Genomic DNA, 24526 nt, shown 5'->3' on the forward strand with positions numbered 1-24526 from the left:
AAAAAAAATCATTGCGCAACTATTAAAAGATTGTATCTTTGCACGAGGCAAGTCCTACACAACCAGCTCCTGTTGAATCCTCCAGGGCGGGAACGCAGCAAAGGTAAATGGTCGTAGCGGTGTGATGTAGGTAGCTTGCCTTTTTTTGTGCCATAAAGTTTCTTACTTTTGGTTGAATTAATCTTAAAAATTTTATGTCTAAAGTTGTTTTAATTACTGGAGGCTCCTCTGGAATAGGAAAATCTGTTGGAGAGTTTCTAAAAGGCAAAGGTTTTACTGTTTATGGTACTAGTAGAAATCCGCAAAATTATCCTGATAGTCAATTTCCAATTATTGCTTTAGACGTAACCGATAGTGATACTATTTTTAAATGCATTCAAGAAGTAATAAGTGAAGAAGGAAAAATTGATGTCCTTATCAATAATGCTGGAGCAGGAATAACTGGTCCCATAGAAGAAATTCCAGAAGCGGAAATCAAGCGAAATTTCGACACTAACTTTTTTGGACCAATAAATGTCATTAAAGCCGTATTGCCACAAATGCGTGCACAGAATTCGGGACTTATAATAAATGTAACATCTATAGCTGGTTATATGGGATTGCCTTACAGAGGCGTTTATAGTGCAAGTAAAGGTGCTTTGGAGCTTATTACTGAAGCCTTCAGAATGGAAATTAAGGGTTTTAATATAAACATGACCAATGTCGCTCCAGGAGATTTCGCGACTAATATTGCTGCTGGACGATATCATGCGCCAGTAAATAGTAGTTCTCCTTATAAAGAATCTTATGGAAATACTTTAAAACTAATGGATGAGCATGTAGATAGTGGTCAAGACCCTTTATTAATGGCTAAAGCTATATTTAAAGTGATTAACTCTAAAAATCCTAAAGCACATTATAAAGTAGGAGAGTTTATGCAAAAATTCTCCATTGTATTAAAACGCATTCTTCCTGATAAGGTTTATGAAAAATTGTTGATGAATCATTATAAGTTATAGCATTTAAAAGTTGTTAATATGTTTTAATTAAAAAATAATTAGAAGCCTACCTAATATTGTAAATTCGCATCGAAATTTAACACAACTAAAACTACGTTTACAAACATGAAATTTTTTATTGATACAGCTAATTTAAGTCAGATAAAAGAAGCTCAAGACCTTGGTGTACTTGATGGTGTAACAACAAATCCATCATTAATGGCCAAAGAAGGTATTACAGGTCACGATAACATTTTAAAGCATTATGTAGATATCTGCAATATTGTTGATGGCGATGTAAGTGCTGAGGTGATTTCTACAGATTTTGAAGGGATGGTGAGAGAAGGAGAGGCTTTAGCAGAATTACACGACCAAATAGTTATTAAATTACCAATGATTAAAGATGGTATTAAGGCTTGCAAATATTTTTCGGAAAGAGGCATAAAAACTAATGTGACTCTAGTCTTTTCTCCTGGACAAGCATTGTTAGCTGCAAAGGCAGGAGCAACGTATGTGTCACCTTTTATTGGAAGGTTGGATGATATTTCTACAGATGGTTTAAACCTTATAGGAGAAATTAGACACATATACGATAACTATGCTTTCGAAACGCAAATTTTAGCTGCATCTGTTCGTCATACAATGCACGTTATTGATTGCGCTAAACTTGGAGCAGATGTTATGACAGGACCTTTAAGTTCAATTGAAGGCTTATTAAAACATCCTTTAACAGATATTGGTCTAGCTAAGTTTTTAGAAGATTATAAGAAAGGAAATTAAAATTCTACAATTATATAGATAATAAAAAAAAGCTACTTAGAAGTAGCTTTTTTTATTTTATCTCATCAAGTAAATCCTTAAAGTCACTTTTGAATAAATTAGCGTTAGAAGTGATAACATTATCTTTTCTATCAACAACAATCACTTTATTAATATATTGAATGGCTAATAATTTTTTGGCGATTTCAGGATTTCTAAATCGATATTCATTAGTGATATTAATATTGTTTTGTTTTAATAAGCGTTTCCAATTAGATTCATTATTAGAGTTTATATTTATGGATATGAAGTCAATATTAGGATATAGTTTTTTTAACTCTTTAACTTTGGCATGACTATTTTCAAAATGGTATTTATTAATACTACTCCAAAAATATAGAACTGTTGGTCTTTTGGTAATACTATTAAGTGTTGTAGCCTCATTTTTAAAGTTTAAAACCTCAACCTCAGGAAGCTTGTTTCCAGGACGCAACCTATTGAGTGTTTTGTATAGATTAGTTATATATACTTCATTTTGCCCGCTTGTGTTTTTCTTTAAAAAGGAATTATACATTGCTTCGGAATCCTCAAAAGATTTCGAATAATTTAAAAAATTCCTAGTTGGAAATTTTAAAAGAATGTTTTTCATCACTTCGCTTTCAACCATATCGTCAATTAATTCAAGCTTATTTAAGTGATATTTTATGTTAGTTCTTACTAATTTTTCTTCATTATTATCTTTAAAATACTTTTCCATGGCTAGATTGTTAAAATGTGGGAAAAGGAAATTAAAATATGGAAAAAACTCTTTTAGTTCTTCTTGATTATAATCAATATCATTTCTAAAATTAAAATACCCATCAGGAAGAGAGTCTAGAGGAAGAGGTTTGTTTGTACCAAAATATCTGTAAGGATAAATTTCTTTATCTCTATAATAACTGTAATCAATACCAGTTTGAGCAACATTAATAAAATAATCTGTTGGTTGGTATTTCTCTTTAAACGCATTTAGAGCTAGATATTTTTCTTCTTTAATAGAATCTAGTTTTGTAAGAAATATTTCTGGATTTAATTTTGATGATTGATAAACGAAATGTTCTTCTTTATCAAGTTTCAAAAACATATTTATTAAATAGTTGTTTTTCTTCGAGCCTTGACCAGAAAACACTAAAGATTCATCAAAATCAAGTGTGTTTAGCCTAATCATAATACTATCGTTTGGCTCAATAATTACTATTTGATATTCTCCACCATGATAAAAAGAATGTAGTCCAGGATCGAGTGTTTCTATTTGATAGGAAAAGCGATTGTTTTTGTCTAAGTATAGTGTGTCGATAGGAGAAGCATCTCTTAAAAGCGTGACAAAGTCATTATTAGGATTAATTATTTCACCACCAATAAAGGCTTGCCCACAAGTATTTTCATTGTTGTTGCAGCTCAAAAGCGTAGTAATGACTAGTAAAAGGACAATTAGTTGCTTCATAGTAAACATGCAATCTCAATCGAGATATTTTGCTTATTTCATTGCAAAAGTATGTCTTGCATACTAAAAGTGATGTTAAGGCGTTGTTAAAAGTTATTATCATTGCCATTTAATTGCTTGAATGGTTTGATTTTTCTACTTTTGCGCCAAACTTACAAGGTGCTTTATGTCAAGGAGTAAAACGCTTTAATTTATTGGTTTGTAAAGACCTTTTTTAACGATTAATAATCATCTGAGTAAATATAAAAATTAAAAAATGTTATCAGTTTCTAACTTATCGGTACAATTTGGTAAACGTGTTCTTTTTGATGAGGTAAACACTACTTTCAACAATGGGAATTGTTATGGGATTATTGGAGCAAATGGTGCAGGAAAATCCACGTTTTTAAAGATTTTAGCAGGTAAGCAAGACCCAACTTCGGGTCATGTGCATTTAGAGCCAGGGAAACGTATGTCTGTTTTAGAACAAGATCATAGTTTATACGACGAGTTTCCAGTTTTGGAGACTGTTTTAAGAGGCAACAAACCTTTGTTTAAAATCAAATCTGAAATTGATGCGCTTTATGCAGATTATTCAGATGAGAATGCCGAAAAAATTGGAGAATTACAAGTGCAATTTGAAGAAATGGATGGTTGGAATGCCGACAGTGATGCTGCAGCAATGTTGTCAAACTTAGGTATTAAAGAAGATTTGCATTATACTTTAATGAAAGACTTGGATGGAAAACAAAAAGTACGTGTGTTAATTGCACAAGCACTTTTTGGAAGTCCTGATGTACTGATTATGGATGAGCCTACCAACGATTTGGATTACGAAACTATTTCTTGGTTAGAGAATTTCTTGGCAAATTATGATAACTGTGTCATTGTGGTATCTCACGACAGACACTTTTTAGACGCCGTTTGTACACATATTTCTGATATAGATTTCGGAAAAATAAATCATTATTCAGGAAATTATTCTTTCTGGTATGAATCTTCTCAATTAGCAGCTAAACAGCACGCTCAGCAAAACAAAAAAGCTGAGGATAAGAAAAAGGAACTTGAAGAGTTTATTAGACGTTTTTCTGCCAACGTTGCCAAATCTAAACAAGCAACAAGTAGAAAGAAAATGATTGAGAAGTTAAATATTGCTGATATTAAGCGCTCTAGTCGTCGTTATCCAGCAATTATTTTTGAAAGAGATAGAGAAGCTGGTGACCAAATATTGAATATTGAAGGTTTAGCGGCATCATTAGATGGAGACACTTTGTTTAGCAATATAGATTTAAATCTTGCTAAAGGAGATAAAGTAGTAGTGTATTCTAAAGATTCTAGAGCTACAACAGCATTTTATCAAATTATTTCTGGAAATGAAAAACCAGATTCTGGAAAATTTGCTTGGGGAGTAACAACAACTCAATCTTATTTACCATTAGATAATAGTGCTTTTTTCGATAATAAATTGACTTTGGTCGATTGGTTACGTCAATGGGCAACTACTGAGGAAGAACGTGAAGAAGTATATGTTCGTGGCTTTTTAGGAAAGATGATTTTTAGTGGTGAGGAAGCTTTAAAAACTGCAGATGTCTTGTCTGGAGGTGAAAAAGTACGTTGCATGCTATCTAGAATGATGATGATGAGGGCTAATGTATTAATGCTTGATGAGCCTACTAATCATTTAGACCTAGAAAGTATTACGGCATTTAATAATTCTTTGAAGAACTTTAAAGGGACAGTGTTGTTTACAACACACGATCATGAATTTGCACAAACAGTTGCAAATCGTGTAATTGAATTAACGCCAAATGGTATTATAGACCGTTACACAACATTTGACGAGTATATGCAAAATCCTAAAATTAAGGAATTAAGAGAAAAAATGTATTCGGTTACAGCTTAATAAAAGACGTAATTTAAAATATAAAAGAGCCAAAAATCTTAGATTTTTGGCTCTTTTATATAAACAACTGTTAACTGTTACTGTTGACTAAAAACTAATTAAGCCTCCATTCCAGATAACGCAGCTTGAACGACAGGAACAGCTTTGTCTAATTCATCTTTATGTACATATACTTCTTGAAGTAAGTGACCACCGTAAATTTTTGGATCAAGACCTGATTCATTTTGCTCTTTAATAACTGGTGAAATACCTACCTCCTCCAGTTTTGATGTTATCAACTGCACAATTATCATGCTTCCTGTATATATTCTCGTATAATTTGATTCCATATAAATAAGTTTAAGATGTGTATCTTAAAGATACAAAAAAACAAATCAATTTGCTTATTTTTAGGACGATAAAAGTGACTAATTCTTACAGAAATTAATAATTAATTTTTTAAAACAATTTTAGTGAGTCAACTTAAGCAACAAATTTTAGACTTACAGACTAAGTCTCAATCTCTTGAGCCAAATGAAGCTCAAAGAAATACATATTTAAATAAGGTTAATGCTTATGCGAATTCATTCCTTAGTAAAATAGAATCTACTAAAGCCTTTAGTAGCGAGAAGGAAACACCACATGTTTTTAAGGTTACGGACAAAACTAAATCTATAGAAGAAATATTAGAGTTATATGCCAATGAAGTAGCAGCTAAAGGGATAAATGCTGCATCAGGAGGTCATTTAGGATATATTCCAGGTGGTGGTATTTATACATCTTCTTTAGCAGATTATTTGGCAGATGTCACTAACGAATATGTTGGAATGCATTATTCCTGTCCTGGTGGTGTTGCCATAGAGCATGAGTTGCTAAACTGGATGAAATCCATTTTTAATTTTCCAGAATCTGCTATTGGAAATTTGACATCTGGAGGCTCCATTGCTAATTTAATTGCTTTAACTGCTGCTCGAGATAAACACGGAATTAAAAACGCTGTCATTGAGAAAAGTGTTATCTATACAAGTCCTCAGGTACATCATTGTATACAAAAAGCACTTCGAATTATTGGGCTTGAAGATGTTCAAATCAGATATTTAGAGTTAGATGCATATTCGAGAATTATTGCTCCAGATTTAGAACAAAAAATCGAGAGTGATAAAAAGAAAGGTTTAAATCCTTTTGTAGTTATTGCGTCTGCTGGAACTACTGATACAGGAGCTATTGACCCACTACAAGACATTGGAAACATAGCAAAAGAGAATAACCTATGGTATCATGTAGATGCTGCTTATGGAGGCTTTTTTATTCTGATTGATAAAGTAAAAGAACGTTTCAAAGGCATAGAAATGGCAGATTCATTAGTGATTGATCCGCATAAAGGTCTGTTTCTTCCTTACGGACTTGGTGCTGTATTGGTAAAAGATAAAGAAGCGGTATATCATTCAAACCATTATCGAGCTAATTATATGCAAGATGCTATTGATGATGATATGCCAGTAAATCCTGCTGATGTCTCTCCAGAACTAACCAAGCATTTTAGAAGTTTACGAATGTGGTTGCCCTTGCAGTTACATGGAATAGAACCATTTGTCGCCTGTCTTGAAGAAAAGTTGTTATTAACTCATTACTTTAGAGAAGAATTAGTAAAAATTGGTTTTAAAGTTGGTCCAGAGCCAGATTTATCTGTGAGTTATTTTTGGTATCCAACCAATGATGCCAATGAAAATAGTTTTAATGAAAACCTCTTGAAAGAATTACATAACGATGGCGAAATATTTTTAAGTTCTACTTTAATAAATGGAAAGTTTGTAATCCGAATGGCTTTATTGTCATTTAGAACTAAATTAGAAACCATAGATAAAGCTATTGCTATGATAGAAAGAGGATTAACTAAAATAAATCAATCAGTTTAAAATGTAAACAGATGAAAACAAACTATTACTTATTATTAATCACATTAATAATATCAGCAAATATGGATGCACAAAACAAACGATTAAGAGATTATGGTATTGAAATAGGTGTTTTTAAAACTGGGAAGCTAAACGCTATAACAGATGTTGAAGGTGTAACCGTTGGTCACGAAACCATTATTGAAGGAAATAATGTGAGGACAGGTGTGACAGCTATTATACCACATCAAGGGAATATATTTCAGAACAAAGTTCCTGCAGCCATTTATATTGGAAATGGCTTCGGAAAATTAGCTGGCTACAGTCAGGTTAAAGAGTTAGGGAATATTGAAACACCAATAATTTTAACTAATACGTTGAGCGTTGCAGCAGCAACTGAAGGGCTTATAAGTTACACGTTAAACCAAGAAGAAAATAAAAATGTACGCTCGGTTAATTCAGTTGTTGGCGAAACCAATGATAGTTGGTTAAATGATATACAAGGACGTCATGTTAAAGAGCAACATGTTTTAAATGCTATTGCAAATGCCAAAGGAGGGAACGTAGTAGAGGGCAATGTTGGCGCAGGAACTGGAACTATTTGTTTTGGATACAAAGGAGGTATTGGGACATCTTCAAGAAAGCTTCCAGAATCTTTAGGTGGCTATACAGTAGGTGTATTAGTGCAAACAAATTTTGGTGGAGTTTTGGAGATTAATGGTGTGCCAATTGCTAAAGAACTTAATAAATATCCTTATCGAGATAAAATTTTAAATGATGCTGATGGTTCTTGTATGATTGTTGTTATGACTGACGCACCTTTAAATGCTAGAAATTTAGAGCGTTTGGCAAAACGTGCTATGCTCGGACTTGCAAAAACTGGAGGAATCGCCTCAAACGGTAGTGGTGATTACGTAATTGCGGTTTCAACAGCAAAGGAAAACTTAATTCCTTATCAAAGTGATTCAATGTTCAATGAAAAGAAGGAAGTAAGGAATGATGATATGTCACCATTATTTTTAGCAACGATAGAATCCACTGAAGAAGCTATTTTAAACTCATTATTTGCTGCAAAAACATTGACTGGACGTGATGAACATACAGTTGCATCTTTGCCAATAGACGGCGTTTTAGAAATAATGAAAAAGTATAATAAGCATTAGGATATGAATTTATTTAAAGAGATAAAAGAGTCATTAAGCGCAATTGAGCTAAAGCAATTAAAGCCAATTATAAAATATATTATTTTTCCAGCTATATTATTTTATTTTTTGTCATTTGTTATTTTAAAAAGGAGTGGTTTTGAAACAATGGAGATTATTAGAGATACCGCACAGATAACAAATGAATCTAGTTTTTTAGGATTTCTTTCTAATATTGGAATTTGGTTATGGGTTAGCTCAGCCGCAATTTGTTTCTTTGCTTTCTTTTCAAGAAAAGATTTAAAAAAAAATCACAGAGAGTTGCTTCTTCTTTCAGGTATGTTATCTCTTTTCTTAGCAATAGATGATTTTTTTATGATTCACGATCGTTATGTAAATCAATATATCTGCTATTTCTTTTATATAGTATTTGCTGCATTACTATTATTTAGGCAAAGAGCAACAATTTTGAAAATTAATCCTTTATCTTTTTTATTAATGGGGTTTTTTTTGATGTCATCCATAGGTACAGACGTAATTCAATTGTATTTGCCATTTGAATATGGTACAACTCAAATATTTGAAGAAGGTTTTAAGTTTTTAGGAGGGGCTATTTGGCTGTATTTTAATTATAGTGCAGGATCTTATAAAGAAACGGAGATATCTTAAGTGCTTTAAATACTATCAATTTTTTAAATAATTAGAAGTGAAAAACCTAGAATATCTTTTCCTACTATTAGCTTTATTTGCTGAAATTATTGGAACCGTTGGAGGTTTTGGGTCTTCTGTGTTTTTTGTTCCTGTTGCGAACTTTTATTTCGATTTTCAAACTGTACTTGGTATGACCGCTTTGTTTCACGTAGCTAGTAATTTGAGTAAGATAGCCATGTTTAAAAAAGGCATTGATAAAAAACTCATTACTTACATTGGTATTCCTGCTGTTATTTTTGTAATCGTTGGAGGTATTATTGCTAAATACCTAAATGAGTATTTATTGGAAATTGTTTTAGGTATTTTCTTAATAAGCTTAAGTTTGTTGTTTCTTATCAAGAAGAATTTAATTGTAAAACCCAATAAACGAGAAGCATTTCTTGGAGGAACGTTTTCAGGATTATTTGCTGGAATTTTAGGGACTGGAGGAGCTATTAGAGGATTAACAATGGCTGCTTTTAACCTTGAAAAAAACGCTTTTATAGCAACTTCAGCAATTATTGATTTCTTTGTAGATTTTAGCCGTAGTATTGTGTACTTTTTTAATGGGTTTATCACAAAAGAAATTCTAATTTACATTCCTTTTTTAGTAGTGATAAGTATTGTTGGTACTTATTTGGGTAAACTTTTGCTAAAAAGAATATCGCAAGATTCTTTTAAAAAAATGTCTTTATATCTAATTTTAATTATTGGAGTTGCAACGCTCTTTGCAGCTCTTTTGTAAGTTGTAAGAAAAAAATTAACGCAACTCAGCGCCAAGTTGCTTTTCAAAATTAGCTTGCAGTTTGTTCATGATTTTGTCAATCTGTTTATCAGTAAGTGTTTTGTGTTCATCTAGCAAAGTAAAACTCACTGCATAACTCTTTTTGCCTTTCGGTAAATTTTTGCCTTCGTAAACATCGAACAAATTCACATTTTTAAGCAATTGCTTTTCGGTTTGTTTTGCAATTTTATGAATGTCCTCAAACTGAACAGATTGGTCTAATAGCAAAGCAAAATCACGTCTAACTTCTGGATATTTAGGAATATCAGTAAAGGTGATTTTATTGCGTTTAGCCACTTCAAGAATGTTATCCCAATTAAAATCGGCAAACAATACCTCTTGTGAAATACCAAACGTTTTTAAAATGGACTTCTTCACAATACCAAAGTCTACCAACTTAGTTTTACCAAGGCCTAGACTTAAACCTTCGCTAAAGACATCATTTTTTATTGGAGATGTTCTTGCTCTTGAAATTCCTAATCGGTTTAAAACAGCATCCACACTACCTTTTAAATAAAAGAAATCACTTGCTTTGTTTTCTGCATTCCAGCGTTCAGCATTTTTATTTCCAGTTATTAATAAGCTAAGGTGTTTGTGTTCTTCACGAGTATCATTGTAATTATGATACGTCTTTCCAAATTCAAATAGCTTTAAACTTGTTTGACGTCTATTAATATTGTGAGCAATAGCCTCTAAGCCAGAGAATAATAACGATTGTCGTAATACAGATAAATCGGTGCTTAAAGGGTTTAGCATAGTTACATTGTGCTCCTCCTTTAAGTGTTCACTTAAATTAGCATACTTAGGTGTGGTTAAAGAATTTGCCATGATTTCATAAAACCCTTGCGACACCAATTGGTCACCAATTACATTTTGAACTTTATGGTCTTCAAATTTAGAAGAATTGGATATAGAAGCATTTAGTTTTTCAGTAATACCAATGTTATTATAGCCATACACACGCAAAATTTCTTCAATAATATCAGCTTCACGTTGTACATCGTTTCTGTATGCAGGAACGGTTAAACCTAATCCTGTTTCAGTAACGTTGTTAATGGTAATGTCTAACGACATAAGTATGCGTTTGATAATTTCGCGAGGAATCTCTTCGCCAATTAAATTTTCAGCATTTTCAAAACTTAATCGTACTTGAAAATCTTCAATTTTAACTGGATATTCATCAATCAAATCACTTGTAATTTCTCCTCCTGCTATTTCTGTGATTAATAGAGCTGCGCGTTTTAAAGCGTATTCTGTAATATTTGGGTCAATACCTCTTTCAAATCTAAACGAAGCATCAGTATTTAATGCATGACGTTTCGCAGATTTTCTAATAGATACAGGGTCGAAGTAGGCACTTTCTAAAAAGATACTTGTGGTTTCTTCGGTAACACCTGAATGAATACCGCCAAAAACACCAGCAATACACATTGGTGTTTCTTTACCATCGCAAATCATTAAATCTTCTTCGTGCAATTCACGTTCAACTTCATCAAGTGTGACAAACTTTGTACCTGCTGGAAGTGTTTTTACAATGATTTTCTTGCCAGAAATTTTATCGGCATCGAACGCATGTAAGGGTTGTCCTAACTCATGTAGCACATAATTGGTTGCATCTACTATATTATTAATTGGCGATAAGCCAATTGCTTTTAAACGATGCTGTAGCCAACTAGGAGATGCTGAAACTTTTAATCCAGAAATGGTTACACCACAATACCTTGGTGCTCTTGTTTTGTCTTGAACATCCACATCAATTTTAAGTACACGATTATCTACATGAAATGCACTTACAGAAGGTGTTATCAACTCTAAATTCACTTCTTGTTGAATTAATCCAGCTTTTAAATCGCGAGCGACACCAAAATGACTCATGGCATCAGCTCTATTAGGTGTTAATCCAATTTCAAAAACTTGGTCGTTTTCTATATCGAAAATATTGGCAGCAAGTGTTCCAACTTCTATGTTTTTATCAAGAATCATAATACCATCATGCGACGAGCCTAAACCTAGTTCATCTTCGGCACAAATCATACCATGACTTTCCTCTCCACGAATCTTCCCTTTTTTAATAGTCCAAGCCTCACCTTCTGCAGAGTATAGTGTTGTTCCAATAGTTGCTACTGGTACTTTTTGTCCAGCTGCAACATTTGGTGCTCCACAAACAATATGTAAAGGTTTATCTCCACCAACATCAACGGTTGTTACTTTTAATCTATCTGCATTTGGATGTTGTTCGCAAGTCAATACTTCACCTACAACAACGCCTTCTAAACCACCTTTAACCGATTGATAAGTATCAATTCCTTCAATTTCCAAACCTAAATCTGTTAAAAGTTCGCCAGTTTTTACGGCATCCCAATCTATATTAATGAATTGCTTTAACCAATTGTATGAAATCTTCATTTGTTCGTGTCTTTACAAGCGACAAACCTACATATTTTTTTTCATTTTTTATTGGTAAAAATGGATGAAATAAAAATATAAAGCAGGTTCACAAAGCCTTGTTTAACTAAATAGAAACCACCTGAGTAAATATAATAATAGTTGACTTTTAACTCTAGGTATTAGCTCATTTTTTTATGTGCATAATTTGTTGTTATTTCGAGTTGTATAACAAATTATTCAGGTATGCGATATAGTTTATTGGTATTGGTCTTATTATTGGTTTTGTCTTGTCAAGAGGAAACAGTTAAAACATTAGAAATTGGTACTTACAGAGGGAATTTAATAGCTCAAGATAATCAGGCTATGCCTTTTATGTTTGAAGTAACATCCAGCACGACTTTAAAAATATATAATGCGGAAGAAGTCATTGAAGTTGATGAAATTACTTATAAAAATGATTCTGTTTTTATAAAATTACCGTTTTTTAGAACGGAACTTAATGGCAAGTTTGATGGTAAAAACATTAAAGGACAATGGATTGATGCTGATAGAGATAGATATGTAGAATTTTATTCGGAATATGGAGTTGACAAACGATTTGATGATGAACCAACAAATAATGATGTTAATGTGTCTGGTGTTTGGGAAATGGAGTTTAATGACTATGGAAATATTTATCCTGCAAAAGCAGTTCTGGAGCAAAATGGTAACAAGGTTACAGGGAATATTAGAACACCAACTGGTGATTATCGTTTCTTGGAAGGTGTTGTAGCTGCTGATACTTTAAAGATTTCAACCTTTGATGCAGCTCATGCCTTTTTATTTAAAGCACATGTGACAGATTCTAGTATGGTTGGTGGGTTTTATTCAGGTAATCACTCATTAGAAACCTTTGTTGGTAAACCGAATCCGGATTTTGAGATGACTGATGCCTATACGCTCACTTTTATAAAGGAAGGCTACGATACGTTTAATTTTTCCTTCCCAGATTTAGAAGGGAATATGGTGTCGTTTACTGACGAACGTTTTAAAGATAAGGTTGTTTTAGTACAATTAATGGGTTCGTATTGCCCAAATTGTCTGGATGAAACTAAATTTTACTCAAAATTCTATGAAGCTAATAAGGATAAAGGTTTAGAGATTATAGCTTTGGCTTTTGAGAATGCCAAAACTGAAGAAAAAGCTATTAATGGTCTTAACCGAATGAAAGAACGTGTTGGTTTAAATTATGAGATTTTAATAGCACAAATTGGAACGAACGACAAAGGAAAAGCAAGTGAAAAAATGCCAATGCTAAACAAGGTTATGTCTTACCCAACTACTATTTATTTAGATAGAACAGGAAAAGTTAGAAAAATTCATACTGGTTTTAATGGACCAGCTACTGGTGATAAGCATATAAGCTTTCAAAAAGAATTCAACTCATTCATGGAGACCTTGTTGAGTGAGTAATTTTTTTATTACTCTTTCTAAGAAAAATTATACTGTAACCAATTAAAGTTAGTGAATACCCAAAAACTAATCTAAATGGTAATGGAATGATATGCCACAATATAAGTGTGGCAATAAAAATAATGGCTACGCCTATTTTTTCTTTTTTAAAGTCATTTAAACTCAAGATAAGCAAACCAAGATTAAAGATTTTAGAACTTGGCCCAATGCTAATAAAAGGCTTCCAAATAGATGGAACTTGTGAGATATGATTAGTAAACGCCATACGTGCTTCTTCAGTTGGGAAACTCCACCAAATAAAATCTAACACACACATTCCAATTATGCATGCAATACCAACAAGACTTATTGGTATGCCTATGCTACTAAAGATGCTTTTTGGAAAAAACACAACTTGGGGAATTAAAAAAACGGAGCCAACTAACAAAAACCAATGTGCAAAATCTATAGGTTTTTGACTATATACAAACTCATTGCCTTGTGCTAATAAAATTTGTCCAACTAAAAAAAAACCGAGTCCGATTAAAAAGAATATTTTATGTGTCATAGTAGTTATCGAATTTCGACTTTTTTTCTGATAAAGCCAAAACAATTATTAATTGAATGGAAATAGCACACTTAAGATATACACTACAAAAAACACTCTAAAAAGCATAAAAAACAGCATCGCAGCTAAAACTTTTACTAAACGTTCTAAAAACTTCACACCGTTAAAAAAACTCATGTTACTCCAAATAACATAAGACATTGTAACTAAAATAATTGCAGGAACTGGAATGCTATTTCCAGTAATTACATAAAAAGCAATAATTGTAAATAAGGTAAGGATAAGACCTGTAGAAAAATAGTAGAAGTTGACTGTTAAAAGCTCAGTAAAATTGTACTTGAGTTTTTTAAAGAGCACCAAAAAAGCCGCTGGAAAAATAAATATCATTGTAAGGTTGTGAATCAAGGAATATTGGGTTGCTAGAATATGATTCCAATGTGCCATACTGTTATTAACACTTTCGGATAAAAAAGGGAAACTTATAAAATCTGGTTGCTCGGTAAGTTCAGGATTTAAAAACCAATAATCCATAAATGCTTGTAAGGCGACAGCAATGATGAGGTATCTTACAGGGTTAGTAAATCGTTTTCTTTGTCCTGAAATAAAAGCTCTACCAACCATTCCTGGTTTGATAACTAAACTCCAAAAGGTGTAAAATAAGCCTTTGTGAATATTAAAGGCATTGTCTGCAAAGTCGTTTACTATGCCTTTAAACTGCAACCTGTTATTAGCAATGGCTCTTTGGCCACAGTTGGAACAATAGCTACCAGAGAAGTCAGTTTTGCAGTTTTTACAGGTGTTTTTCACTTGCTATTTATTTTTTAAAGAATTTCAACATTTAAAAACTCAATTATATTTTTAATTCTTTATTAATTAAGCTAACAATTGTATCTATTTCGGTCAACATATCTTTAAATTTATTTATAGATTCTTGTTCGGATATGCTTTTCCATCTATGAACTCCTTCGTAAACTAAAATTATCTCTCTCAGATTTTTATCAATATTTAAAAATTCTTTCATTTTAGGTTGACTGTTAAGTCGATTAGGCAACGTTGTTGATCCTAGTAACGGATTTAAATTTTGAATTATACTATTCTTTCCATCGTTTGTATATTTAGCTCTAAGAATCATGAGTTCTTGTTGGCGCTTTAAATCAATTAACTTGTTTCTTATGTTTGAAGGAATTAAACTAATATCACCACTATTCTGAAGTGTTTCTATAGTACTAGAATTGAATGAAAATGATGTTGATAATACGGGAAGTATAGAAATTTGTTTATATGCTTCAATGGGTGTAAGCATATCTTCTTCATAATAAGAGTTAGTATATGTTTCAAGATCTTTTAAGTAGTTCTCGAATTTTTCAATAATTTGATTAACAAAGATGACATCTTTGTTTAAATCGTCTTTTAACTGTACATAATACTCTTGAGTTTTTGAATCTAACTTTTGTTTTTCATTCCAATTATTAATGCTTAATGCGATAAGAATGCCTATTACGACTAGAATAATTTCGCCAATAGCATATTTAAGGTATTTGCCTGTTTTGTTTTCCATAAGGAGTGATTTACGTATATGACGAAAGAACTTTATCATAGTTTATTCTATGTTAATTTTTAAGTCAATTTCTTTAATTAATTTAGTGGCAGTTTTAAGTGCTATACTGTATGCTTGAAGAGTAGCTTCAAGATTTTGGCTATTTATTTTTATTGCTGTTAGCAAGGACTGGTCATTTAGAATTTGTGCATAATCAACAGGGTCTCCGTATTCGCCAAACGTCCAGTCTTTAAAATGTTTTCTAACATAAGGCAACCAAAAGTTTTCAAACTCAAATTTGTCATCAATGTTTTCTTGATGCACATGCGGAATGTCTCTTTCATAATACTGGGTTAGCAAAATTCTAAGTGATTTGTCAGTTAATGCTCCAAGATTTAATTCTTTTAATAATTCATAGCCTTTTGATGATGAAAACATAGTTTCAGCTAATAGAACATTACCTAAATCTAATCTTATTTCTTCATTAAAAACCGCTCTTTTTTCAAGAGCATCATAGATTCTTTTTTGAGCTTTAAAATGTGCTGTTCGTTGTTTTAATCTAAGATTTAGCTCCGCTTTGTCTTCAATTAAATCTTCTTTAATTTCAATTAAAACATTTGCAATGGTTCGAGCTTCTTTTCTAGCTTCATTCCAATTATTTATTTGTAACGCCATAAGAATACCTATAACGACAAGAACAATTTCACCAATAGCATATTTTAAGTATTTGCCTGTTTTGTTTTCGCTCATAAGGTTGTATCTAATTTGTCTAAAAAACTTAATCATTGTCTAAGCTATCTTTTTTCAATCTCATTTTCAATTAATTCTAATATACGATCAGCTTCGGCTTTGGTATCATTTACGATACCTATTCCATATTCATCTCTTGCTATTGCGTTTCGGAGGTAATTTCTGCCAATTGTAGATTCTGTAAGATTAATAAGATCTTGTTTTCTCTTGTCTGGGTTATCACGAAATGGTAAGGTTGATGATTCAAGGCCACGAAGTACATTAGTTTCAAAATTGTCGCTATAAAACCAAAAAGCTCCATCTTTTTCTGTTAATTCTCGATCCCATTCAATGAGATAATCATAGTGTGAAATATAAATATTGTAATAATTATTCACAGCTTTGTTTATTTCTGGAGTGCCTAGCATTTCTAAAAGCCCAGCACTCTTTATTTTTTGATACGTTTGATCTGATGTCCTATTGAGATTCCAAAATCCAGAAACAAGTGTTGTAATTGAGTCTACATCAAATTTTTTATAATCGTCATTCATTAAAATTTGACTATTATTAGCTTTGTCAAGCTCATAACCTTTAATATTATCTTCAAACAGAACAATGTCTGTTTCTAAATCTTTCTTTAGGCTTACTAAGTAATTATAAATTTGCTTTTCAGCAAGCCTTTTTTGATTCCAATTATTTACTTGTAAGGCTAGGAGAATACCTATCATAACTAATATGATTTCGCCAATTGCATATTTAAAGTATTTACCTGTTTTGTTTTCCATAAGAAGTGACTTTCTAATATGTCTAAAGAACTTAATCATTGGTTAGCTTTTATTTCTTTAATTCAGTTCTAATCAATGGTATTAACTCACTGATAGATGCTCTAATTCCAATAAGGTAATTATTGCCTGTAGACAACACGCCATAAACATCTTGACATTCAGCAACTAATTCTTCATAATATTCATAGAATTGATTTTTATCAGGTTGCTTTATAATATCAACTTCAAGATTAGAATTGTATTCAACAATAAATCCAATTTTTTTCCGAACGAGTGCACCAATACTATAATGGTATTTATTGTCAATTACGGCATCTACATTTTCATAGCGTTTATACTGAAAGTCGTAAAGATTAATAAGCAACGATTTTATTTCTGATGATTGTAATAAGTCCATACTGTTGTTTGAAGTTATTAAATTATAAACACCAGTCTTTGGAAAAAAGCTCATAACTCCTGAAAATATTTCTTCAATCATTTTATTCAAATCTTTTTGACTTAAATCCTTCACGTATTGGTCTGATGTACTTAAAATGAATTGTTTTTGTGTTTCCAAACTTTTAGTGAGCAAATTAATTATTCGCGTAACTTCTATAGAATCTTGTTCTAAAGAGGTTAGCAAATTTGTATAAACTTCAGTGGCCATTTTTTTAGATTTCCTATCTTCATTCCAATTATTTACTTGTAAGGCTAGGAGTATACCAATCATAACAAGAAGTATCTCGCCAATAGCATATTTAAAGTATTTGCCTGTTTTGTTTTCACTCATATGGTTATATCTTATTTTTCGGAAGAATTTTATCATGGCTTAGTTTATTGGAAAGATTAATTATTAGTTAATCTATAATCAAAGTCAGGTAAAGGCTTAATGTTTGATTGCGTTTTTGATAGCTCTTGATGAATATTCTCAACCAGATTAATAGACTCTTGTTTCATACCCTCTATATCTCTCAAAGCCTCTTTTGCATCATAATTTATATTTAAAATGTACGTTTTAGTAATAGGTAAATTAATAAATTCAAAAAGCTGTTTTTGAATGAGTTCTTCGCTTACTTTATCGAGCCCTTCAACCATATCGGTATTGAAATCTACAGCATTGGTCTCATTAAAATAATCAATTCTTTTTAAATATCTTCTCCAAAACCACTCAATACTTCTATTAAATGACATCACTGATATGTCAAAGTATTGGTTAATGGTTTTATTAAGCGAGTCATTGGCTGTGAGTTGAGTTAAGCCTTGATTTTTAATTTTTTCAAACGTATTTGCATTAACTTTAATATCAATATTTGCCATCAAAAATAAGTAACTTAAACTATCTGAATCTAAACGTCTTAAATCTTTTATTTTAAAAAGCGTTTCTTGATTTTTAATGCTCTCTTTAAGATTTTTTATAGCCCAATTAAATGTACTAATGTCTTCAGTAACTTCATCCATTAGCTCAAACATTAATGTTTGGCCATGTGCAAGTTGTTTTCTACCTTCATTCCAATTGTTAATTTGTAATGCGATAAGAATACCTATTACGACAAGTATAATTTCACCTATAGCATATTTAAAGTATTTACCAGTTTTGTTTTCACTCATGAGTTTGTAGCGTATTTTCCGAAAAAATTTAATCATTGACTATTCTTTTTTAATGTCTGGCTGTCCTTTTACCTTAAAGTCAAAAATATCATTACGAGCATAGTGACCTATCACATCAAAGTCTAGCTTGCTACGTTTAATAGCTTCTAAGTCCAATTCAGCAACAAGCACTCCAGCTTTATCAAATAAAGGCCCTTCTATGATGTTCCCTAAAGGAGATACAATTACTGAGCCTCCAGGACAAAAATTTTCGGATTGACCTACAACTTCATCTTTATACTTTTCAGGATACATTGAGGTGTTCATGTATTGATTGCAACCCAACACAAAGCAACGACCTTCTAAGGCTATTTGCTGCATGGTGGCTGTCCATTGCTCACGCGAATCTGCAGTTGGTGCAATATAAATTTCTACACCTTTTAAATACATACTCATTCGTGCTAATGGCATGTAGTTTTCCCAACAAATAAGGCCTCCAAGTTTACCAATTTTAGTGTCAAATGTTGTTAACGATTCTGCTCCAGCTTCAGCCCAAATCAAGCGCTCTGTTCCTGTAGGTTTAATTTTTCGGTGTACACCAAGTAAACCATGAGTAGGAGAGATGTAGAGCATTGAGCAATACAAACTTCCATTAGTTTGTTGTTTTTCGGTCACTCCAATCACTATGTAGATGTTTTGTTCTTTGGCTAAAGTTTCTAAGCGAATTAAGTCTTCGCTTTCTAAATCAAAACTATTGTTGTAGTAATCGGCATAATGTTGCCTGCCTTTATCTGTTCGACTTCCAATGGTTGCACCAAATGAAAATCCACGTGGATAGCCAGGAATAAATGATTCTGGGAATACAATAAGTTCGCAACCTTGTTTAGCATATTGCTTAGTAATGGTTTCTACTTTTTGTAATGTGGCTTCCTTGTTGAAAAACACAGGAGTATCTTGAACTACAGCAACTTTTATTATCATTTGTATTATTGACGTTTAATCATTCGTGCAGTAATAATGCGAATATCATTTATGGGTTTTCCGCTATCATTGGTTTGTGTTTTAGCAATACTATCTACTACATTCATACCTTCTATAACCTCTCCAAAAACCGTATAGTTTTGGTCAAGATGTGGAGTTCCTCCAACTGTTTTGTAAACTTCCCGATGAGCGTCTGGATAACTATATTTTTTCATTTTTTCAACTTCGATATCAGTCAATGAATCAATATTAAACAAATTGATTTTTTCTCTTAAAGTTTCAATTTTCAAGGTGTCAGCTTTAGTAAGATTTTCTTCCTCTTTTTGTCTTAATTTTTTAGATAAATTTATGTAGTTGTCTATTTCGGCTCTTATTTTTGGGCTGTTAATTACAGACTTATATGCTAATTGTTCATTAACTCTTTCTTCTTGAATGTTTAAAGTGCTGTCGTTATATGTGCCTCTTTGCACAATATAAAATTGTAATCCACTTGACAAAAGATCAGGATTGGATATGCCACCAGACCTTGCAGCAGCTAAAGCGCCTCGTTTATGAAATAAATTGGGTTTTATTTCTGCTTCAATAGTATAGTTTAATTCAGGGTCGCCACCACCACTATACATTTTACCAGGTTTAGTTGTTGGGTTTCCAGCTTGAATAACAAAATCCTCTATAATACGATGAAAAGCAATGCTATCATAGTATTTTTTATTAACTAATTTTATGAAGTTATTGCGATGTATTGGCGTATCGTCTGATAATCGTAAAATAATGGTTCCTAAATCGGTAACCATCTCTACATCTTTGTTTAAGTCGCTTTTCATCACGCCTTCTTCAATTTCTTTATCGCATGCTAGGATAAAAAGTAGAAAACAACCAGTAATAAATTTTTGATATAATTTCATAATATTAATCTTGAATTTCAACAATCATTTCAATTTCAACCGCAATGTTTCTTGGCAAAGAACCCATACCAACAGCAGCACGTGCATGTTTTGCTCGCTCGCCAAATACATCTACCATCAAATCTGAAAAGCCATTAATAACTTCTGGATGATTAGTAAATGAGCTATCAGCATTCACCATGCCTAACACTTTTACAATGCGTACTACTTTGTTGAGGTCACCAAGTTCATTTTTAAGTACTGAAAGTTGAGCTATGGCAGTTAGCCTTGCAGCTTCATAGCCTTCTTCTACGGTTAAATCGACGCCTACTTTTCCAGTAATATAAGTACCATCTGCTTTACTTGGCCCTTTTCCAGCCATAAACATTAAGTTACCAGTTTTAACAGCGTTTACATAATTTGCAACTGGTGGAGGGGCAGAGCGTAATGTGATTTTTAATTCTTCCAAACGTTCTTCTACATCGTAATCATATAAAGCTTCAACAGATTCTTTCTTTTGTGTATTTTGATTGCACGCTGATAAAAAGATTACGCACAAAATGAGTAGTCGTTTCATAATTTAAGAGATAAAAAAAGCCTGCTCTTTTAAGTTAAGAGCAGGCTTAGTAAGATTTAGTTATATTTTAAGTTTGTTTCCTTTCGAGGTAATTTTTCGTCGCGTTGCGACGTTTGCCAAACAAAATAAGCAATAATTGTAGCTGCTTGCTTTAAATCGTCTGCCACAAGGTGGTCAAAATTATCCATATTCGAATGGTGTGTTTTTGTAGAGTAAGAAATAGGTTCTTGTATAAATTGAAACCCAGGAATACCAACAGCATCAAATGCTAAATGATCAGTTCCTCCAGTATTACTTAAACTAAGTGTTGAAGCTCCCATATCGTGAAAAGGTTTTAACCATTCTCTAAAAATTGGAGATACACCTTGATTGCCTTGTAAATAGACACCTCTTAGTTTTCCTGTACCATTATCCATATTAAAGTAACCAGACACTTTTTTCTGAGCTTGTTTTAATGAAGCAATACTTCTACTTGATTCTCCAGGATTAGCGAAATTTTGAGCAACATAATTTCTCGATCCATGTAAGCCTTGTTCTTCACCAGACCAAAGACCAATTCTTAAAGTACGTCTTGGCTTTATACCAGTTTCCTTAATGGTTTCAATAAGTATCCTAGCAACTTCCATCATAACTGCCGATCCAGACCCATTATCTGTCGCTCCAGTTCCTGCATGCCAAGAATCGTAGTGTGCACCAAACATAACTACTTCATCTTTTAAATCGGTTCCCGGAATTTCTGCAATTACATTGTTTTCCATGCCGTTAGGATTCGTGTATTTAGATTGATTATCCACACTCAAGGTTACAGGAAGTCCTTTTTCTAGCATTCTAAAAATACGGTTATAATGCTCAATTGCTACTGTTATTTGTGGTGCTACATATTTCCCGTTGTCACGTGCGCTTCCCTCTGCAGTTCTTGCTCCCGACACAAATACAGTTCCTAAATCTCCTTTACGGCTTCTATCCAGTACTGCTAATGGTTTTTCGCTTTCAAGAAGCTTCCATGTGGCAGCTCTAAGTTCAGCAGCAGAAGCATTACCTCCAAATCGTCTACCTCCTTGTCTTGGGACTGGTTGTGTTGCATTTGCTAAATTTAAAAGACTCTCTGCATCATGACGTTTAGCTGTAGGCTCAAAGGCTTCGTTTACTTCACGGATATCCTCAATCATTACAAATTTCCCAGATAATTTTCCTTTAAACTTATTAAGTTCATCGAGGTTTGTAGCATTTAAATAAATAACCTCTCCAGATCCTTTAGATGATGAAGACCATGCTTTTGGATAGGCAATTATTGGCCAATAAGTTGGTGACTCGGCATGCATTTCAAAATGTGTCATATCCCAACCACGACCAAAAGGTCCCCATTGTTGTAAGTGGGAATTTTTCATTCCCATATCTGTTAACTTGTTTTTTGCCCAATTGTTGGCATTTTTTAGTCCTGTAGATCCAGTAAGTCTCTGTCCAAGTACATCGGTAATATAACTTGCAATATCCATAACTTGGCTATTCTCTAAGCCATGTTTTTTGATAACATCAGCTATGTCTTTATCGGTAGTGGTAGCATTTTGTGCTGTAAGAGTAAGTGATAAACATACAAATACAAATAGTGAAAAAAATTGTTTCATTTTGTGGTTGGTTTTTAGTTGTTTACTAAAATAGTAGAATTAAAGTTACCCATCAACTTTTTTTAAGTATTTAATATTCAGTTGTTAACTGATATTTGTCATGTTTTTTGACAATAGATAATCGTAATTTCATAAACATATTCTAATTATAAAACTAAGAGTCATGCAAGTAAAGAAAAATCCAGATGTGGATGTAAATAGAAATAGCGGCTTATATTTCGCTATAGGACTTTGTTTGATGTTATTAACTACTAATGGACTACTTAATTATAAGACCTACGACAAACAAGATATTGCACTAGATATTCTTCAAATGGGAGAGCTAGAAGTAGAAGATGATATTCCAATAGTAGATGTTAACATTCCACCTCCACCACCTCCACCACAAGCTGCGCCTGAGGTAATTACAATTGTTGAAGATGTTGAAGAAGTAGAAGAAACTGTTATAGAAAGTACAGAAACAAGTATGGAGGAAGCCATTGAAGAGCGTGTGGAAGTAAGTGATGTTGATGTTGAAGAAGTAGAAGAAGATATTAGTGTTCCTTTTACAGTTGTTGAAAAAGTACCAATTTGGCCTGGATGTACTGGAAATAATAATGACGAATTAAAAAAGTGCTTTCAAGATCAAATGGTTAAGCATGTAAATAAGAATTTTGAATACCCACAACAAGCACTAGAGTTACAAATTAGAGGTAAAGTATTTGTTATGTTTGTAATTGACTCAAAAGGATATGTTGCAAATGTTCAAGTGCGAGGACCCGATAAAATTTTAGAAAAAGAAGCTTCTAGAATTATAGCATTAATACCGAAAATGGAGCCTGGTAAGCAGCGAGGGAAACCAGTAACCATTCCTTACAGTCTTCCAATTAATTTTGTATTGGCTGATTAAGAAGTGTTATAGTTTCTCCAGCCAAGACTTTAAAAGGTAATTGGTTTTGTCTAGGAGGATATAAGCAGGTGGTATACTCACTAAAAGCACATGGCGGATTATAAAGTTTGTTAAAATCAATCTTTACTAATCCGTTTTGTTTTGGTAAATCTAAATAGAAATATCTACCACCTCCATATGTTGTGTCTCCATTTGTAATATCACCTACCATTGTAAAGCCATCTGTACCAACATCAAGCGTATAAGTTTTGTTTTGATAGTCAAAACTTACTTTTCCAATAAAATTTATACTTCGCTTGCCATCAACTTTTGCTTTTACAACTTCAGATTTTTCTTTGTCGTAATAGTTAAATTCACCTTCAAGAATAAAGTTGTTATTTAGGTCGAATTTTTCAAATCCTTTAAATGATTCAATCGCAGGGTTTTTTGAATCCCATACTCTTAAATAGCGTTGATTTGAACGTGTTATTATTTGCCAACTTACTTGGTTGTAATGTAATTTTTCTGAGCTTCCATACTTATTAAAACTTAGTGTGAAGTTTGTAATTATTGAGTCATTTTCATTCTTAACCGGAATTTCATTATGAGTTGCAAAGATACTGGCAGGATGAGTAAAGATAGTACCTATTGTCGACGGAAAATCGATAGAATTAATTTTAATATCATTAATAGAATCGCTTCCAAAAGTATTAACAGTATCCAACTTATGTAAAGCAATTAATTGTAAATAATCTCCTTTTCGTTCTGCCATTTTAGCATTAAAAAAGGTTTTTATTTCTGAACGATAATTATCGTCTATAACAAACCTGTTGTCGTTATTTTTACAGCTCGTAAAAACTATTGCTATTATTAAAATTTGAAGGATTCTCATTAAAATATATTTAGAATAGAAAGTTAAAGAATTTTCATTTAACGATTTTAATTTATTTGATTTGATTAAAATAATGTTCATATTCGTAACTTTATGCAAAGTAT

General features: G+C 32.3%; 24 protein-coding genes and 1 other RNA gene. 10 read left to right on the forward strand and 15 right to left on the reverse strand.

Annotated features, from left to right (window positions below):
- Window positions 1–45 precede the first annotated feature (45 nt).
- The 3 genes from ffs to fsa all read left to right on the forward strand — a co-directional run bounded on the left by ffs (window position 46) and on the right by fsa (window position 1757).
- Window positions 46–144, forward strand: an RNA gene (gene ffs, locus HB672_RS07980) — signal recognition particle sRNA small type.
- Window positions 145–194: 50 nt separating this feature from the next.
- Window positions 195–998, forward strand: a complete 804-nt coding sequence (locus HB672_RS07985; RefSeq protein WP_167610666.1) for an SDR family oxidoreductase — start codon at window positions 195–197, stop codon at window positions 996–998.
- Between the two features lie 105 nt (window positions 999–1103).
- Window positions 1104–1757, forward strand: coding sequence for a fructose-6-phosphate aldolase (fsa, locus tag HB672_RS07990; RefSeq protein ID WP_167610669.1), 654 nt, complete (start codon window positions 1104–1106; stop codon window positions 1755–1757).
- 52 nt (window positions 1758–1809) lie between these two features.
- On the opposite strand, the gene HB672_RS07995 is transcribed toward fsa, so the two are convergent.
- Entirely contained in the window at window positions 1810–3219 is a 1410-nt protein-coding gene (locus HB672_RS07995) for a thioredoxin-like domain-containing protein (RefSeq protein ID WP_167610672.1), read from the reverse strand.
- A 256-nt stretch (window positions 3220–3475) separates the two neighbouring features.
- On the opposite strand from HB672_RS07995, the gene HB672_RS08000 reads away from it, so the two are divergent.
- Window positions 3476–5101 carry an ATP-binding cassette domain-containing protein gene (locus HB672_RS08000; protein WP_167610676.1) on the forward strand — a complete coding sequence of 542 codons (1626 nt, stop codon included), beginning with the start codon at window positions 3476–3478 and terminating at the stop codon, window positions 5099–5101.
- 98 nt (window positions 5102–5199) lie between these two features.
- Here HB672_RS08000 and HB672_RS08005 read toward each other — a convergent pair whose 3' ends face one another.
- Window positions 5200–5430, reverse strand: a complete 231-nt coding sequence (locus tag HB672_RS08005) for a DUF2007 domain-containing protein (protein WP_167610679.1) — start codon at window positions 5428–5430, stop codon at window positions 5200–5202.
- 123 nt (window positions 5431–5553) lie between these two features.
- Here HB672_RS08005 and HB672_RS08010 point away from each other — a divergent pair, with 123 nt between their 5' ends.
- The 4 genes from HB672_RS08010 to HB672_RS08025 are packed head-to-tail and all read left to right on the forward strand — an operon-like array spanning window position 5554 to window position 9552.
- Complete coding sequence (locus HB672_RS08010) at window positions 5554–6996, forward strand: aminotransferase class V-fold PLP-dependent enzyme (protein ID WP_167610682.1); 1443 nt, start codon at window positions 5554–5556, stop codon at window positions 6994–6996.
- An 11-nt stretch (window positions 6997–7007) separates the two neighbouring features.
- Window positions 7008–8138 (forward strand): P1 family peptidase, encoded by a 1131-nt coding sequence (locus tag HB672_RS08015; protein WP_167610685.1) that lies wholly within the window; start codon window positions 7008–7010, stop codon window positions 8136–8138.
- Between the two features lie 3 nt (window positions 8139–8141).
- Window positions 8142–8786 carry an oxidase gene (locus tag HB672_RS08020; RefSeq protein ID WP_167610688.1) on the forward strand — a complete coding sequence of 215 codons (645 nt, stop codon included), beginning with the start codon at window positions 8142–8144 and terminating at the stop codon, window positions 8784–8786.
- Window positions 8787–8823: 37 nt separating this feature from the next.
- Window positions 8824–9552 carry a sulfite exporter TauE/SafE family protein gene (locus HB672_RS08025; protein WP_167610691.1) on the forward strand — a complete coding sequence of 243 codons (729 nt, stop codon included), beginning with the start codon at window positions 8824–8826 and terminating at the stop codon, window positions 9550–9552.
- A 15-nt stretch (window positions 9553–9567) separates the two neighbouring features.
- Here the strand turns inward: HB672_RS08025 and pheT are convergent, their stop codons facing one another.
- Window positions 9568–11997 carry a phenylalanine--tRNA ligase subunit beta gene (gene pheT, locus HB672_RS08030; protein WP_167610694.1) on the reverse strand — a complete coding sequence of 810 codons (2430 nt, stop codon included), beginning with the start codon at window positions 11995–11997 and terminating at the stop codon, window positions 9568–9570.
- A 225-nt stretch (window positions 11998–12222) separates the two neighbouring features.
- Here pheT and HB672_RS08035 point away from each other — a divergent pair, with 225 nt between their 5' ends.
- The gene (locus HB672_RS08035) at window positions 12223–13431 is read left to right on the forward strand and encodes a TlpA disulfide reductase family protein (RefSeq protein WP_167610697.1); all 1209 of its coding nucleotides are present in this window, start codon (window positions 12223–12225) and stop codon (window positions 13429–13431) included.
- On the opposite strand, the gene HB672_RS08040 is transcribed toward HB672_RS08035, so the two are convergent.
- From HB672_RS08040 to HB672_RS08090, 11 genes are read right to left on the reverse strand one after another with little or no spacing between them, the layout of a single operon-like run.
- Entirely contained in the window at window positions 13406–13978 is a 573-nt protein-coding gene (locus tag HB672_RS08040; RefSeq protein WP_167610700.1) for a hypothetical protein, read from the reverse strand. The genes HB672_RS08035 and HB672_RS08040 overlap by 26 nt on opposite strands.
- Before the next feature lie 48 nt (window positions 13979–14026).
- The gene (locus HB672_RS08045) at window positions 14027–14785 is read right to left on the reverse strand and encodes a DUF3667 domain-containing protein (RefSeq protein WP_167610703.1); all 759 of its coding nucleotides are present in this window, start codon (window positions 14783–14785) and stop codon (window positions 14027–14029) included.
- A gap of 43 nt (window positions 14786–14828) precedes the next feature.
- Window positions 14829–15536: a DUF6090 family protein gene (locus tag HB672_RS08050; RefSeq protein ID WP_167610380.1), complete on the reverse strand. Its 708-nt coding sequence runs from the start codon at window positions 15534–15536 to the stop codon at window positions 14829–14831.
- Between the two features lie 42 nt (window positions 15537–15578).
- Window positions 15579–16265 carry a DUF6090 family protein gene (locus HB672_RS08055; RefSeq protein WP_167610384.1) on the reverse strand — a complete coding sequence of 229 codons (687 nt, stop codon included), beginning with the start codon at window positions 16263–16265 and terminating at the stop codon, window positions 15579–15581.
- 44 nt (window positions 16266–16309) lie between these two features.
- Entirely contained in the window at window positions 16310–17068 is a 759-nt protein-coding gene (locus HB672_RS08060; RefSeq protein ID WP_167610388.1) for a DUF6090 family protein, read from the reverse strand.
- 10 nt (window positions 17069–17078) lie between these two features.
- Complete coding sequence (locus HB672_RS08065) at window positions 17079–17798, reverse strand: DUF6090 family protein (RefSeq protein WP_167610390.1); 720 nt, start codon at window positions 17796–17798, stop codon at window positions 17079–17081.
- 56 nt (window positions 17799–17854) lie between these two features.
- On the reverse strand, window positions 17855–18616 hold the full coding sequence (locus HB672_RS08070) for a DUF6090 family protein (RefSeq protein WP_167610393.1): 762 nt from the start codon (window positions 18614–18616) through the stop codon (window positions 17855–17857).
- A 39-nt stretch (window positions 18617–18655) separates the two neighbouring features.
- A complete protein-coding gene (locus HB672_RS08075; RefSeq protein ID WP_167610706.1) occupies window positions 18656–19576 on the reverse strand; it encodes a carbon-nitrogen hydrolase family protein in 921 nt (306 codons plus the stop codon).
- 5 nt (window positions 19577–19581) lie between these two features.
- Window positions 19582–20481: a peptidylprolyl isomerase gene (locus HB672_RS08080; RefSeq protein ID WP_167610709.1), complete on the reverse strand. Its 900-nt coding sequence runs from the start codon at window positions 20479–20481 to the stop codon at window positions 19582–19584.
- Between the two features lie 4 nt (window positions 20482–20485).
- Window positions 20486–21037 (reverse strand): RidA family protein, encoded by a 552-nt coding sequence (locus HB672_RS08085; RefSeq protein WP_167610713.1) that lies wholly within the window; start codon window positions 21035–21037, stop codon window positions 20486–20488.
- Window positions 21038–21093: 56 nt separating this feature from the next.
- Entirely contained in the window at window positions 21094–22662 is a 1569-nt protein-coding gene (locus HB672_RS08090) for a M28 family peptidase (RefSeq protein WP_167610717.1), read from the reverse strand.
- A 163-nt stretch (window positions 22663–22825) separates the two neighbouring features.
- On the opposite strand from HB672_RS08090, the gene HB672_RS08095 reads away from it, so the two are divergent.
- Window positions 22826–23551, forward strand: a complete 726-nt coding sequence (locus HB672_RS08095; protein WP_167610720.1) for an energy transducer TonB — start codon at window positions 22826–22828, stop codon at window positions 23549–23551.
- On the opposite strand, the gene HB672_RS08100 is transcribed toward HB672_RS08095, so the two are convergent.
- On the reverse strand, window positions 23529–24422 hold the full coding sequence (locus tag HB672_RS08100) for a DUF1684 domain-containing protein (RefSeq protein WP_167610723.1): 894 nt from the start codon (window positions 24420–24422) through the stop codon (window positions 23529–23531). The two genes, HB672_RS08095 and HB672_RS08100, sit on opposite strands and share 23 nt — an antisense overlap.
- Between the last annotated feature and the right edge of the window lie 104 nt (window positions 24423–24526).

This window comes from Gaetbulibacter sp. S0825, assembly GCF_011777505.1.
Lineage (GTDB): Bacteria > Bacteroidota > Bacteroidia > Flavobacteriales > Flavobacteriaceae > Pontimicrobium.

Excerpts from the sequence above, each read along its gene's own strand:
- HB672_RS07985 (WP_167610666.1), top strand. The coding sequence starts at position 195 with ATGTCTAAAGTTGTTTTAATTACTGGAGGCTCCTCTGGAATAGGAAAA.
- fsa (WP_167610669.1), top strand. The coding sequence starts at position 1,104 with ATGAAATTTTTTATTGATACAGCTAATTTAAGTCAGATAAAAGAAGCT.
- HB672_RS07995 (WP_167610672.1), bottom strand. The coding sequence starts at position 3,219 with ATGAAGCAACTAATTGTCCTTTTACTAGTCATTACTACGCTTTTGAGC.
- HB672_RS08000 (WP_167610676.1), top strand. The coding sequence starts at position 3,476 with ATGTTATCAGTTTCTAACTTATCGGTACAATTTGGTAAACGTGTTCTT.
- HB672_RS08005 (WP_167610679.1), bottom strand. The coding sequence starts at position 5,430 with ATGGAATCAAATTATACGAGAATATATACAGGAAGCATGATAATTGTG.
- HB672_RS08015 (WP_167610685.1), top strand. The coding sequence starts at position 7,008 with ATGAAAACAAACTATTACTTATTATTAATCACATTAATAATATCAGCA.
- HB672_RS08020 (WP_167610688.1), top strand. The coding sequence starts at position 8,142 with ATGAATTTATTTAAAGAGATAAAAGAGTCATTAAGCGCAATTGAGCTA.
- pheT (WP_167610694.1), bottom strand. The coding sequence starts at position 11,997 with ATGAAGATTTCATACAATTGGTTAAAGCAATTCATTAATATAGATTGG.
- HB672_RS08035 (WP_167610697.1), top strand. The coding sequence starts at position 12,223 with ATGCGATATAGTTTATTGGTATTGGTCTTATTATTGGTTTTGTCTTGT.
- HB672_RS08040 (WP_167610700.1), bottom strand. The coding sequence starts at position 13,978 with ATGACACATAAAATATTCTTTTTAATCGGACTCGGTTTTTTTTTAGTT.
- HB672_RS08050 (WP_167610380.1), bottom strand. The coding sequence starts at position 15,536 with ATGGAAAACAAAACAGGCAAATACCTTAAATATGCTATTGGCGAAATT.
- HB672_RS08055 (WP_167610384.1), bottom strand. The coding sequence starts at position 16,265 with ATGAGCGAAAACAAAACAGGCAAATACTTAAAATATGCTATTGGTGAA.
- HB672_RS08060 (WP_167610388.1), bottom strand. The coding sequence starts at position 17,068 with ATGATTAAGTTCTTTAGACATATTAGAAAGTCACTTCTTATGGAAAAC.
- HB672_RS08065 (WP_167610390.1), bottom strand. The coding sequence starts at position 17,798 with ATGAGTGAAAACAAAACAGGCAAATACTTTAAATATGCTATTGGCGAG.
- HB672_RS08070 (WP_167610393.1), bottom strand. The coding sequence starts at position 18,616 with ATGAGTGAAAACAAAACTGGTAAATACTTTAAATATGCTATAGGTGAA.
- HB672_RS08075 (WP_167610706.1), bottom strand. The coding sequence starts at position 19,576 with ATGATAATAAAAGTTGCTGTAGTTCAAGATACTCCTGTGTTTTTCAAC.
- HB672_RS08080 (WP_167610709.1), bottom strand. The coding sequence starts at position 20,481 with ATGAAATTATATCAAAAATTTATTACTGGTTGTTTTCTACTTTTTATC.
- HB672_RS08085 (WP_167610713.1), bottom strand. The coding sequence starts at position 21,037 with ATGAAACGACTACTCATTTTGTGCGTAATCTTTTTATCAGCGTGCAAT.
- HB672_RS08090 (WP_167610717.1), bottom strand. The coding sequence starts at position 22,662 with ATGAAACAATTTTTTTCACTATTTGTATTTGTATGTTTATCACTTACT.
- HB672_RS08095 (WP_167610720.1), top strand. The coding sequence starts at position 22,826 with ATGCAAGTAAAGAAAAATCCAGATGTGGATGTAAATAGAAATAGCGGC.
- HB672_RS08100 (WP_167610723.1), bottom strand. The coding sequence starts at position 24,422 with ATGAGAATCCTTCAAATTTTAATAATAGCAATAGTTTTTACGAGCTGT.